At 64.7% G+C, this 13114-nt stretch carries 10 protein-coding genes; 5 read left to right on the top strand and 5 right to left on the bottom strand.

Annotated elements, in window-relative coordinates; genetic code table 11:
- Position 1: 1 nt before the first annotated feature.
- The 4 genes from AB3X98_RS25530 to AB3X98_RS25515 all read right to left on the bottom strand — a co-directional run bounded on the left by AB3X98_RS25530 (position 2) and on the right by AB3X98_RS25515 (position 4006).
- Positions 2–1135, bottom strand: coding sequence for a hypothetical protein (locus AB3X98_RS25530; protein WP_368602931.1), 1134 nt, complete (start codon positions 1133–1135; stop codon positions 2–4).
- Between the two features lie 21 nt (positions 1136–1156).
- On the bottom strand, positions 1157–2326 hold the full coding sequence (locus AB3X98_RS25525; protein WP_368602932.1) for an FAD binding domain-containing protein: 1170 nt from the start codon (positions 2324–2326) through the stop codon (positions 1157–1159).
- Entirely contained in the window at positions 2323–2964 is a 642-nt protein-coding gene (locus AB3X98_RS25520; protein WP_368602933.1) for a DsbA family oxidoreductase, read from the bottom strand. Before AB3X98_RS25520 ends, AB3X98_RS25525 begins: the two co-directional genes overlap by 4 nt.
- 121 nt (positions 2965–3085) lie before the next feature.
- On the bottom strand, positions 3086–4006 hold the full coding sequence (locus tag AB3X98_RS25515) for a helix-turn-helix transcriptional regulator (protein ID WP_368602934.1): 921 nt from the start codon (positions 4004–4006) through the stop codon (positions 3086–3088).
- A 567-nt stretch (positions 4007–4573) separates the two neighbouring features.
- On the opposite strand from AB3X98_RS25515, the gene AB3X98_RS25510 reads away from it, so the two are divergent.
- The 5 genes from AB3X98_RS25510 (at position 4574) to AB3X98_RS25490 (ending at position 12384) form a co-directional block, all read left to right on the top strand.
- Positions 4574–7468, top strand: coding sequence for a winged helix-turn-helix domain-containing protein (locus tag AB3X98_RS25510; RefSeq protein WP_368602935.1), 2895 nt, complete (start codon positions 4574–4576; stop codon positions 7466–7468).
- 214 nt (positions 7469–7682) lie between these two features.
- Positions 7683–8675, top strand: a complete 993-nt coding sequence (locus tag AB3X98_RS25505) for an alpha/beta fold hydrolase (RefSeq protein WP_368602936.1) — start codon at positions 7683–7685, stop codon at positions 8673–8675.
- A 238-nt stretch (positions 8676–8913) separates the two neighbouring features.
- Positions 8914–10806, top strand: coding sequence for an amidohydrolase (locus tag AB3X98_RS25500; protein ID WP_368602937.1), 1893 nt, complete (start codon positions 8914–8916; stop codon positions 10804–10806).
- Positions 10807–10901: 95 nt separating this feature from the next.
- Entirely contained in the window at positions 10902–11564 is a 663-nt protein-coding gene (locus AB3X98_RS25495) for a phosphohydrolase (RefSeq protein ID WP_368602938.1), read from the top strand.
- A gap of 154 nt (positions 11565–11718) precedes the next feature.
- Entirely contained in the window at positions 11719–12384 is a 666-nt protein-coding gene (locus tag AB3X98_RS25490; RefSeq protein ID WP_368603058.1) for a YoaK family protein, read from the top strand.
- A gap of 24 nt (positions 12385–12408) precedes the next feature.
- Here the strand turns inward: AB3X98_RS25490 and AB3X98_RS25485 are convergent, their stop codons facing one another.
- Positions 12409–13062 (bottom strand): response regulator transcription factor, encoded by a 654-nt coding sequence (locus tag AB3X98_RS25485; RefSeq protein ID WP_368602939.1) that lies wholly within the window; start codon positions 13060–13062, stop codon positions 12409–12411.
- Positions 13063–13114 lie beyond the last annotated feature (52 nt).

Raw genomic sequence — 13114 nt, 5'->3', positions numbered from 1 at the left:
GCTATTGCGTGCTTGCGCCGAGGCCGAACGACTGCGCTAGTTGTTTGCCTCGCGCGATGAGCGGGCCGAGTTGCGTGCGCCTCGCCGTTGCCCACGTTGCCAGCGCGGCTTCGACATTGTCGGCTGGGTTCAGGCCGCTCAAGGTTTGTGCAAGCGTGATCGCGTCGTCGGCCGCCTTGGAGGTGCCGGAGGCCGTGTGCGGGCGGACCGTGCATGCGGCGTCGCCCACCAGGGCGACGCGTCCCACGGCAAACGACGGACTCAATGCGTCGAAAATCGCCTGAATGAATGGTGCCTGCGTGTGCGTCATCAATTGCTGCAAGACAGGCGGCAGCTTTTCGCGTGCGCAATCGTGCAGGTACGCCGTAGCTTCGGCCGAAAGCCCTCCGGGGCGCACGGAGGCATGGTGACGATGTCCTTCGCGATCAGTTAGATAGCGGCTTAGCGCTGCGTCGGGTTCGTTTCGATACCACAGCCAGTTGAATCGCCGTTCGCCCGGTTCGATCGCCCCATCCAGTGCGGGAATGGGAAACGTCATGAACAACGCATCCCGTTCGCGCAGGAGCGTGATGCTGTTATCCAGTTCGGCGACCAGATGTGCCGGAAGCTGCGCTTCTTCAACCACGCCGCGCCACGCGAGATAGCCCGCATACGACGATTGATAATCAGGGAAAAGCACGGCGCGCAAGCCGGAGCCTGCGCCGTCCGCCGCAACCAGCAGATCGGCGGTGACCATTTCGCGTGCGTTGATTTCGATTTCCACGCTGCCTTGCAGGTTTCGCACGTTCGTGACCGGCTCGCCATATCGAACGACATCGGGTGGCAGCATCTCGCTCAACGAGCGATAGACCGCGTCCCACGACGAAAACGGCACGATTTCGCGGCCCTCGTCGATGAGAGAGCCATCTGAAGCCAGCCATCGCCGCCACTCGACCGGCACGGCAAGCGTCTTGCGCGTAGCATGACCGTGCTGCTCCAGAAAGCGCATCATCTGGCGTAGGACCGCAACGCCGCCACCGTGGCCGCGCATGCCGGCGGCCGTGCGCTCGAATATCGTTACGTCGTGGCCGACGCAACGCAGCGTCAGCGCGGCCGCCAAACCCGCAATCGAGCCGCCGACAATGGCAGTTTTCATGTGCGTCACCCATCCGGACGTTCAGACGCTGTGCGCGGGAATGCGCATCAACTGGTTGCCGAGCATGATGCCTCGCGTCGTCATGGCGCGGCCCACTCGCATCTGCTCCGCGTTCCAGCGCGAGAGCGCCCGGTCGAGCGCGCCTTCGCCCGTGTGCTGCGGCTGCTGCGCCGCCTCCAGTTCGCGCGCCATGGCGTAAGCGTTGGCGGCCGCCTTGGCCGTGCTGCCGGCGGTGTGGGGGCGCGGAACCGAAGCGGCGTCGCCGGTGAGCAGCACCCGGCCGTAGCGCATCGAGTGCGTCTGCACGTCGACAATGGGCTGCATGAACGGAATGTCGGTGGCATGCACGAGCGCGCGGAACGTCGGCCCGAGCAGCGTTTGCGCTTCATCCTTCAGGCGGTCGATGTCCACTTGTTTGGCAGTCCCGGGCGGAAGCGAGAATGGCCGTTGCACGCCGTTGCGATCCACGAGCAGGTCTTGCAGTTCATCGGTGTCGTAGCGGCGGTACCAGACCCAGTTCCAGCGGCGGCGGCCGGGCTCGGTGGAGTCGTCCTCGCCCGGCACCATGTAGGCGAGCGCGGAGTGTCCCACGCCGTCCGAGAACGCGAAGCGATCGCGCAATGTGTCGGCGGCGAAGGCGGCCAGGTCCGGTTCGTCGACCAGTCCGCGCCACGCGACATAGCCGGCATAGCGGGGTTTCGTGTCGGGTTCGAGCAGCGTGCGCAGCGTCGATCGAACGCCATCCGCGCCGATCAGCAGGTCGGCCGTGTGCCGATGGCCGCTTTGGAAGTACGCCGTGACGCGCTCGCCATCGTCCTCGAAGCGGGTAAATCGCTCGCCAGCGTGCAACGTGCCGTCCGGCTGCGCGCGCTTGAGTGCCTTGTAGAGCAGGCTCCACGACGTTTGCATTTGCGGCATGTAGAAGCGGCTGACGATGCGGTCCGATTCGTCGAGGTAGATCCGGTCGCCGGAAAGCACGCCCGGCGGATGCGGCACGGGGACGTCCGCGAATTCGAAGGCATGCGTCACATCGGGCTGCAACACGACGCCGCCGCCGCGGCTTTCGAGTTCATGCGCCGAGGCCTCGTACACAGTCACGTCCCAGTTGGCCGCGCGCAGCGCCGCCGCGGTGACGAGTCCGCCCAGCGATCCGCCTACCACGACGGCGTGCGGTTGGGTATCACGGCTCATGCGAATCTCCCTTGAAGCGCCTTGGCGAAAACAACCGGTGGTTGTGCGCCGTTCACGATGAATTTGTCGACGAGTATCGTCGGGACCGAGCGAATGCCGAGTGCGTCGGCTTTCACGCGCGAGGCCTTGACGTCGATGTCGCCCGCGTCGGAGTCGAGGTAGGTGCGTGCCGCGTCGGCGTCGAAGCCCTCGCTCGCCGCGAGATCAACCAGCGTGGCGAGCTCGCCGATATCGCGGCCCTGCGCGAAGTACGCGCCGAAGATGGCGTCGTAGAGCTGTTCGGCCTGCCCAGGCGTGCCCGCGCCGAGTGCGTGATGGATCAGGCGATGGGCGAGGCGCGTATTGGGCGTGAGTTCGATGCGGCTGAAGTCGAAATGGACATCGGCCGCCACGCCTGCCGCCGTCACAGCCGCATCGAGCATGTCCGAATGGGCGAGGCTGCCGAACTTGCGCGTGCGGTAGGCGCGGCGGTTCATGCCGCCACGCGGCATTCCCGGGTTCAGTTCGAAAGGCAAAAAGATGGTGTCGTAGCGATTCTCGCAATCCGCTATCTTTGCGCCGGCCTTCAGGTTGCGATGGCCGATCCAGCACCAGGGGCATATGAAGTCGTACGCAAGTACGAGTTGTGTGCGTTCCACGAAACGTGCTCCAGACAAAAATGCGTCGTATGGAGGCTATACGGGAAGGCGTGGGAACAGAATGCCATGACCGCGCAACACCAGATTGCGTGGCGCGCAACTTACCGCGTGCGAGCAGGCCCTAGGTCCTGGCGGCGCGCCGCCACGCGCCGGGCGTCGCACCGCACATCTTGAGGAACACCCTGCTCAGGTGACTTTGATCCGAAAAGCCGCAGATCATGGCGATTTCTGCGAGCGACTTTTCCGTGGTTTCGATTAGCACGCGCGCTTCGGTAATGCGCTGTTCGAGCAACCATTGATGCGGCGTGCGACCCGTGGTTCGCGCAAACGCACGAATGAAATAGGCGCGCGAGAGATTGCACTCGCTCGCAATGTCGGCGATCGAGTTGCCGCTGTCCGAGCGCAGCAGCAGAAGCTCCTTCGCCCGGGCTTCCTGTGCGGGCGTGAGCGTCCCTTTGGACTGCGCTTCGTGATGCGCGAAGTCGCCATATTGACGCGCGAGATGGAAGCCGATGCACAGGCCGACGTGGTCGACGAACAGCTTGTTCAACGGCCCGGACGTGCCGGTGGTTGTAGCCAGCGCGCTCGCAAGGTGATAGAGGACAGTGTCTTTTTTCCGCGGCGAGCAGGTGAGCCCGCGGATCACGGGGCTGCCGTGTTCGTCGGCGAGACGGGCGAGGAATTCGGGCGATAACTCGACGAGAACGAAATCGAAATCGCCGTGAAGTTCAGCGGAATACGGCTCGGAAAAATCGCGAATATAAATCGAGCTCGAATCGAAGCGACGTTCTTCGCTGCGTGCGCCGCGAAAGAGATTGCGCCGATGCCCGCCCTGCAACGCAATGCCGGCCAGAAAGCCGCGATCGCAGGCCTCGGTCGAGACGCGCTCCGCCCGGGCGTCGTCCATGCCCTTTCGGTAGATCTGGAGGTCGCCGCTGCCGATATGCAGGTCCTTGCGCAACCGGCTCGCGGTACAGCCGAGCCCGTCGCGCTTGACTGGCGCAGCGGCGCGAGACGGGCTGATTTCGTTAGCGAGCTGCATTGGGCGGATCCTCGTGCGGAATGGCTCGTACGGTGGCGCAACCGGCGTGAAGTCACCGCGCTCGCGGCATTCGCCGTAAGTCAAAAATAACTCGGGTCGATTATATCGGAACTCGCGATTGGCGTTGCGGGCGCTAAAACACGTCTGAAGATTAAAGTTTTTTAATTAGAGCAGCCACGTTAAATGCAGTCCAATAAACCGATTCGATTGGGACGGGAGGCAATCGGGAGCAAGTCAGGCCTTGTGGCGACGCAGTTCGGACCCATCTTAAGCCGGATCCATCCTGTTGATTTTTAATGTGTCTCGGAAGCCGGATAAGACGGCGTTGGAGCCGCCTTGTTCAAAAGTCATCAAATTCTGCGTCAAAACGGTGCATACGATGATTTTATCCCCTGTTTCAAGCGGGTTGGCATGCAAAGCGCGCTCGCCGCCCGGTGTGCATTTTTCTTCAAGACTCGCGCGTTACATCATGCTTACAATCCGGTCGTGTGATCTTTGATGGCAAGCTCGGCCAGGCAGAATTGGCAGTGATCGTGCCGCACCGTCCGGCGGCTCAAGGGAACGTCCATGATCAAAATTGGCGCATTGCTCGTGAATTTCGAGCAACGTGAGATTCTGCGCAACGGCTTGCCGTTGCGTATAAGCGCGCGCGCGTTCGACATTCTGGAAGTGCTCTTTCGGGCCAATGGCTCGATCGTGACCAAAGACGACATCATCGACTCGGTCTGGCCAGACCAGATCGTCGAGGAAAACCGCCTGCAAGTGCACATCGCGGCGTTGCGCAAGGCGTTAGAGGCCGATCGCGAGCTGATTAAAACTGTCACGGGCCGCGGTTATATTCTCATTCCTCAAGCGCCGCTGGCGCCGCAGGGCGCGCTCGCCTCGACTCTGCCGGGCCGCCCCACCGCGCTGGTGGGCCGCGACGCGGATGTCGAAAACGTGGTCGCGAAGCTGGCGGAGTCGGCCGTCGTCACCCTCGTCGGCGCAGGCGGCATCGGCAAGACCGCGCTGGCGATTCGCATCGCCGAGGTCGCGCAGGCGCAGTTCGCCCATACCGTTTGCTTCGTCGAACTGGCCTCCGCGAATTCACGCGAGTCCATGCTCGCTACGATGGCACTGGCCCTTCAGGTGAGCCCCGCCGAAGTCTTGCAGGACACGCGCGCGCTGCTCGCGAGAATGCCGCCGGAGGGCGTGCTGCTGGTGCTCGACAACGCCGAGCATGTGGTCGATGAAGTCGCGGAGCTTGTCGAAAATCTCGTCGCCCATGCGCGTTGGCTGCGCGTGCTCGTCACGAGCCGCGAGCCGCTCACCATCCGCGCGGAGACCGTCTATCGGGTCGAGCCGCTGGCCGTGCCCGCTACGGAAGATACCGTCGAAGCCATGCTCGATCATGGCGCGGTTCAGCTATTTCTTCAGCGCGCGCGTGATATCGCGCCGCGTTGCGCGGGGGACGAGGCCAGCGTCCGGGCGGTGGCGGACATCTGCCGTCAACTGGAGGGCTTGCCGCTCGCGATCGAACTTGCGGCGGCGCGCGTGGCGACGCTCGGCATCGAAGGCGTGGCGGCGCGGCTCGATGACCGGCTCGATCTCTTGAGCGGCGGCTTGCGCCTTGCGCTGCCGCGCCACCAGACCTTGCGTGCCACCTTCGACTGGAGCTATGCGCTGCTCGACGCTGAGGCAAAGGGGCTGTTCCGCAGCCTCGCGTTCTTCACCGGCACATTCGCCTTCGACGCCGTTTGCGCCGTGGCCACCGAACCCGGCGTGCCGATCGCGGTGGCCATTACGGCGCTCGGCGAATTGGCCGCGAAATCGCTGCTCACGGTCGAGTTTCATGGTGCGATCGCGCTCTACCGGCTCACGGAGTCGACGCGCGCCTATGCAATGGAAAAACTCCACGACGAAGGAGAGGTCCAGCGCGTCGCGCAGCGCCATCTGCGTTATTTGCAGCGTCAGATCGAAGATCGCTCGGCCCTCGTGCCGCATCGAAGCAAGAGCGCGCAAGCGCATTCCTCGCTCGACGCGGCGCGCAGCACGTGGGATTGGGCGTTTTCATCCGATGGCGATGCGGCGCTGGGTGTGGCGCTGGCGGGCTCACTGGTGGGCACGCTGCTCGACGCCTCGCTGGTGCACGAATGCCGCGAGCGCGCCCATCGGGCGCTCGAAACGCTCGACGCGCTGCCCAAGGGCGCCGTGGACGCCACCTGCGAAATGCGCGTGTGCTCCGCATACGCGGCCGCGCTCCTGATGACGGATGGCGCGGCGGCCGACGCCGCCGCGCTCTGGCGCCGGGTGCTGGAGCGGGCCACGGGTTGTGCGGACGCCGTCTTCGAGACGCGCGCCATGTGGGGCCTGTGGAATGCGGCCATGACCGCGGGCGACATTCATGCGTCGCTGCGCTTCGCCACGCGTTTCGAGGCGCGCTCATTGCGGGGCGGTTCGGCGTGGCAAAAACTTTGCGCGAGCGCGACGCTGGCGGCATCGCTGCATTGCTTCGGCGAACACGAACAGGCGCGCGACCGGCTGGAGCGCACGCTCGCGTCGCTCGAGCTGAGCGGGCCGCAAAGCCGCGCCGACACCGACCTCGGCATCGATCCGCGCATCTTCGGCACGGGCACGCTCGCGCGCATCGCGTGGATGCAGGGGCAAACCGCGCTCGCGCTCGACCTGATCGAACGCGCGATCAACCTCGTGCGCGCGGACATGCTCGAGCCTTCGCTGTGCCATCTGCTTGCGGTCGTGGCGGTGCCCATTGCGCTGGCGTGCGGGGAGTCGGATCTCGCGGCGAGCCATCTGGCGTTGCTGCGCTCGCAAGCGGCGCTCAACCGTTTCGAAGTGTGGAAAGACTACGGCGAATGCCTCGCGGGCCAGTTGGCGCTGGAGGCGGGCCGCCGCGAAGAAGGGCTCGCCCGGCTCGAAGCGGGGTTGGCGAGCCTGGAGGCTCGTGGGTTCCGCAGGCTGACCTCGGCCCTGACGGTTTCGCTCGCGCAAGCGTTGTTGCTGGAAGGGCGGCTCGACGAGGCGCTCGCGACAATCGACGAGGCGCAGCGGCGCACTGCCGCGGATGGCGACCACGCGTTTGAGGCCGAACTGATGCGGGCAAGCGCCCAGGTGGACCTCGCGCGTGCGCGGGCGGGTTACGCTTCAGGCGACAAGACGCGCGCGCGCCTCATCGACGCGGGGCATCGCAAGCTTGCTCAAGCGATGGCGCTCGCACGCGAGCAGGGCGCATGGCTGTTCGAACTGCGCGCGGCGCTCGATCTCGGCGAGTCGATGGTGCAGGAGGGCGCGCTTCGCGATGCCTATGCGTTGCTCGCGCCGTTCGAGCGCTTCGGCGGCGAGCAAGCGGCGCAGGGAGAACAGGGAGAAGGCCCGCGCCTGCCCGAAATGCGCAAGCTGGCCGCGCTGCGCCGCAAGCTCGACACGCCGGGGCTGCGTGACGTCGACATGGCCGACGCCATGTAGCGCGTGGGTAACACGCGCACTCGGCTTTCTGAAGAGCGGTTTCAGGATTATTCAGGTTTCACAAAAGACATGGCTTTTCCGCGTCGCTAAGCTGCGGTAGCGAAATCGGGGTGCAGACCGTTCGACGTTTCAGGGTCTGTGCGCCCATCGCTCATCAGCCTGAACGCAGTGAGCTCGCCCGGGCCTTCCGCGGCGAAGCAACGACGGAGAACACATGACTACGCAACAAATCAATACGAATACCATTCTCACCTCGCGCCGCCGCATCCTTTCCGCAGGCGCGGGCGTGGCCGGCGCCATGGCCGCCATGTCGAGCCTGCCGGCCGCGGCGGCCGCCACGACCGGGGCGCCCGCGCATGCGCACGGCACGGGCCATCATCACGGCGGCAACTATGTGAGCGCCAAGGACGGCACGCAGATCTACTTCAAGGATTGGGGCACGGGCACGCCGGTGGTGTTCTCGCACGGCTGGCCGCTGTGCGCCGACGCCTGGGACGCGCAAATGCTCTTCCTCGTGAACCAGGGCTACCGCGTGATCGCCCATGACCGCCGCGGGCACGGCCGCTCGGGCCAGCCCTCCGAGGGCAACGACATGGACACCTACGCCGACGACCTGGCCGCCGTACTCGACGCGCTCGACGTGAAGGGCGCGATGCTCGTGGGCCATTCGACGGGCGGCGGTGAAGTTGCGCACTACATTGGCCGCCACGGCGAAAAGCGCGTGGCCAAGGCCGTGCTGATCGGCGCGGTGCCGCCGATCATGGTGAAGACGGCCAACAACCCGAACGGTCTGCCGATGTCGGTGTTCGACGGCATTCGCGCTGGCGTGGCCGCGAACCGCTCGCAGTTCTACCTCGATCTCGCCACGCCGTTCTACGGCTTCAACCGCCCGAACGCGAAGGTCTCGCAAGGTCTCGTGCAGGAATTCTGGCGCGAAGGCATGGCCGGCTCGATCAAAGGCCAGTACGAGTGCATCAAGCAATTCTCGGAAGTCGATTACACCGACGACCTGAAGAAGATCAGCGTGCCCACGCTGATCCTGCACGGCGACGACGACCAGATCGTGCCGATCGACGACTCGGCGAAGCTCTCGGCGAAGATCGTCAAGAACGCCACGCTCAAGATCTACCAGGGCGCGCCGCACGGCATGTGCAGCACGCACGTCGATCAGGTCAACGCGGATCTGCTCGCCTTCCTCAAGGCCTGACGATCCTGCCTGAGAAGCAGAAGGGAAAGTGATTCAAGCCGCGCCGCCTATGCGCCGCGGCTTGAATGGCGTCGCCTCGCGCTTCGAAAAGCCGTCATAAATCTTCAGGTTTTACACAGGACTTTCAGTTGCAGATTCCATAGAGTGGGGTGCCTGCGAAGTCCTTGAAGACGCAACGATTTTTCGGATGCGATATTCGGACTGCAAAAGAACTCCCTCAAGACACAGGAGAGCGTCGATGAGCGCATCCGATCAACCTCGGCGTATTGCCGACCTGGTGATCTACAACGGCAAGATCGCGACGCAGGACGAGCGCCGCTCGTTCGCCACGGCGCTCGCGGTTGCCGACGGCAAGATCGTCGCGTCCGGCAACGGGCGCGACGTCATGCAATGGGCGCGCGACGACGCGCGCCGCATCGACCTCAGCGGCCGCACCGTGATTCCCGGCCTGAATGACTCGCACTTGCATGTGATTCGCGGCGGCTTGAACTTCAACATGGAGTTGCGCTGGGATGGCGTGCCCTCGTTGCAGGACGCGCTGGAGATGCTGCGCGCGCAGGTCGCGCGCACGCCCGTGCCGCAATGGGTGCGCGTGGTAGGCGGCTGGAACGAATTCCAGTTCGCCGAAAAGCGCGGTCCCACGCTTGAAGAGGTCAATGCTATCGCGCCGGACACGCCGGTATTCATCCTGCACCTCTACGACAGCGCGCTGCTGAACGCGGCTGCGCTGCGCGCCGTCGGCTACACGCGCGACACGCCCAATCCGCCGGGCGGCGAGATCCAGCGCGACCGTCGCGGCAACCCCACCGGCATGCTGATCGCGCGACCCAATGCGGGCCTGCTGTACGCCACGCTTGCCAAGGGCCCCAAGCTGCCGATCGACGACCAGATGAATTCCTCGCGCCAGTTCATGCGCGAGTTGAACCGCCTCGGCGTGACGAGCGCGATCGACGCGGGCGGCGGCTACCAGGCCTACCCCGACGACTACGCCGTCATCATGGAACTCGCGCGCCGCGAGCAACTCACGATCCGCATCGCCTATAACCTCTTCACGCAGAACGCGAAGCGCGAGATCGAGGACTTCGCGCGCTGGGTTAAGGCCACGCGCCCAGGCGAAGGCGACGACTTCCTGAAGGTCAATGGCGCGGGCGAAATGCTGGTCTTTTCGGCCGCCGACTTCGAGGACTTCCTGGAGCCACGCCCCGATCTGCCCGAGGAGATGGAGAAGGAACTGGAAGGCGTGGTGCGCCTGCTGGTGCAGAACCGTTGGCCGTGGCGCCTGCACGCGACCTACGACGAGTCGATCAGCCGCTTTCTCGACGTGTTCGAGCGCGTGAACGCCGACACGCCCTTCAACGGCCTGCGCTGGTTCTTCGACCATTGCGAAACGGTTTCGGACCGCAACATCGAGCGGATTGCGGCACTGGGCGGCGGCATTGCCGTGCAGCATCGCATGGCCTACCAGGGCGAGTATTTCATCGCGCGCTACGGCGCCGAAGCGGCGGCCCACACGCCGCCCGTACGCAAGATGCTGGAAGCGGGCCTGCCCGTGGGCGCGGGTACGGACGCCACGCGCGTGGCGAGCTACAACCCTTTCGTTTCGCTCTACTGGCTCGTTTCGGGGCGCACGGTGGGCGGCACGCCGATGTACGCGCAGCGCGACCGGCTCGAGCGCATGGAAGCGTTGCGCCGCTACACGGTGGGAAGCGCCTGGTTCTCGAACGACGAAACCAGGAAGGGCGCACTCGTGCCGGGCCAGTTTGCCGACTTCGCCGTGCTGAGCGACGACTTCTTCACGATCGAGGAAGCGTCGATCAAGCATCTGACTTCGGTGCTGACGGTCGTGGGCGGACGCATCGTTTATGCCGCCGCGGAGTTCGACGCACTGAGCCCGCCCGCGCTGCCGGTGAGCCCGTCGTGGTCGCCCGTGGCCGAATTCGGCAGCTATGCGCGCTACAAGCCGGCAACCGCGCTTCATGCCGCCGTGCCCGCGCAGTCGTGCAGCGATGCTTGCGTGAACCTGTGCGGCATTCACCAGCACGCGCATGGCCGGGCGTGGAGCAGCAACGCCCCGGTATCGGACCTGAACGGGTTCTGGGGCGCGCTGGGTTGCAGTTGCTTCGCGTTTTGAACGGGAGCACGCTGAGATGAAACGCATCGACGTCACTCGCGCCGCGCTTGCGTCAACCACCGAAAATAACGATCGGGACATCCGGAAGGACTTCTATGCAAACAGCGTCGTGGTGCACCGTCAGCGAAGTCGCTGGCGTGCGGATTCCGCGCACGCCCGTGGCGACCGCGGCTGTGGAAAGCGCATGGGCCACGTTGCCGCCCATTCTGCTCGGGCACGCCAACCGGGTGTTCATGTTCGCGATGCTCAGGGCGCAGCGCTCGGGCATGGAATGCGACACGGATTCGCTTTACGTCAGTGCAATGTACGCGAACATGGGCCTGAGCCCCGCGTATTCGCATTCGACGCTGCGCTATGAAATCGACAGCGCGGACGCGGCCCGGCATCTGCTGCATCACTACGGCGTGAACAGCCAGAAGCAGCATGACGCGTGGCTGGCGATCGCCCTGCATACATCGCCTGGCATTCCGGCGCGGGTGACGCCGCTTTCGGATCTGCTCGCGGCGGCGGTTCGCACGGATCTGATCGGTGCGAACCTGCATCTGTACACGGAGCACGAGCGGGCAAGCGTGCTTGCGGCGTTTCCTCGCGGGCAAGGCTACAAGCAGGAAGTCATTCGCGCCTTCGGGCGCGGCATCGCTTTTCGGCCACAGACCACCGTGGGCAATCAGTGCGCCGACGTGCTGGACCGGATCGACCCCAACTATCGCCGCATCAATTTTTGCGGGCAGATACTGGGTTCGCCCTGGCTGGAGTAGAGGATGCAGGGGCCGCGCTGTTTTTTGGAGAACGCGACATGTCGTCCATGAAATCCATCACACTCACGAGCGAATCATCGTGCAACAACGAACACTAAACACGCGAGCGCGCTTCGCGGGAAGCGTGCTCGAATCGCTTTTGGGCGAGAACGGCATGCTCGCTTTCATCGCGGGCTATGTCGACACGCTCGGCTTCGTGGCCCTCTACGGTCTTTTCACCGCACATGTCACCGGCAACTTCATCCTGATCGGTTCAGGGCTCGCGGGTGCGGGCAACGGCCTTTCGATCAAGCTGCTGGCGTTTCCGGCGTTCGTGAGCGGCATTGTTGTCGCGCGCCTGCTCGACGACACACTGCGCGAGCGCCCCGAAAGCACACGCGCGGTGGGCCTCTACCTCTTGCAGATCGCTTTCCTCGTTGCCTTCATGCTCGCAGGCTTATTCGCTGCGCCCATCACGAACGCGAATGCGCCGCTGACCATCGTTTGCGGGCTGCTGGGCGCGGCCGGCATGGGCGTGCAGAACGCCCACGCGCGGCTCGCGACGCGCAGCGTGGCCGCGAACACGGTGATGACGGGCAACGTCACGCAGGCCGTGATCGACGCATTCGATCTGCTCGCGCCCGGCACGGCGCACATTGACCGGGGCGAAGCGCGCACGCGGCTCGTGCGCACGCTGCCGCCGGTCCTCGCATTCGCGCTGGGCGCGGGCGGCGGGGCGCTGGGCTGGTTGATGGGCTCGTTCTGGGCGCTCATCTTGCCCCTCGTGCTGCTTGGGGTGCTCGCTTGCTGCGCGTCGCGAATGGGGCGCGAAAGCGCGTGACGACTGGCCGACACGCTTCAGCCTTCAATTCAGGCGCGTCCGGTCGTCCTTCACGACGATCCCCAGCCGATGCGCGAGAATGACAAGTTCTGCGAACGAACGCGCACGCATCTTGCGCATCGCACTGCTGCGGTAGACGCGCACGGTGACTTCGCTAATGCCAAGCTCGTCCGCGATCTGCTTGCTCAATTTACCGGCCGCGGCGGCGGCCATCACCTCGCGCTCGCGCTCGATCATCGCTTCGAAGCGCGCGAGCACATCGTTATCGTGCCGCTCGCGGGTCAACCTTGCGGCGTCGCGTTCCAGCGAGATCGCAATGGCGTCGAGCAGATCCTGATCGCGAAACGGCTTCGTGAGGAAGTCGATGGCGCCCGCCTTCATCGCCCGCACGCTCATGGGAATATCCGCATGACCGGTGACGAAAATCACCGGAATCGGGTCATGCTCCGATTTGAGCAGGTCTTGCAGCGCAAGCCCGCTGCTTCCCCTCAGTCGAATGTCGAGCACGAGGCAACTCGGCCCCGTGCTGCGCTTGCAAGTGAGGAAGTCCTGCACGCTCAGAAAGCCCTGTGCATCGACGCCAACGGAGCGCGCAAGCAGGCAGATGGCCTCGTTCATGACTATGTCGTCTTCGACGACATAGACCGTGAAGACTTCGCTGGCTAGCTCTTGGTTCAAGAATGTCGCTGATTTCACGATTCAACCCGGATTGCGTGGGATCCGAACAGAC

Origin of the sequence: Paraburkholderia sp. BR14312, assembly GCF_040948675.1 — a bacterium.
GTDB classification, from domain to species: domain Bacteria; phylum Pseudomonadota; class Gammaproteobacteria; order Burkholderiales; family Burkholderiaceae; genus Paraburkholderia; species Paraburkholderia nodosa_A.
Note: the sequence above shows the minus strand (reverse complement) of the source record. Positions and strands in the feature narration are given on the sequence as shown.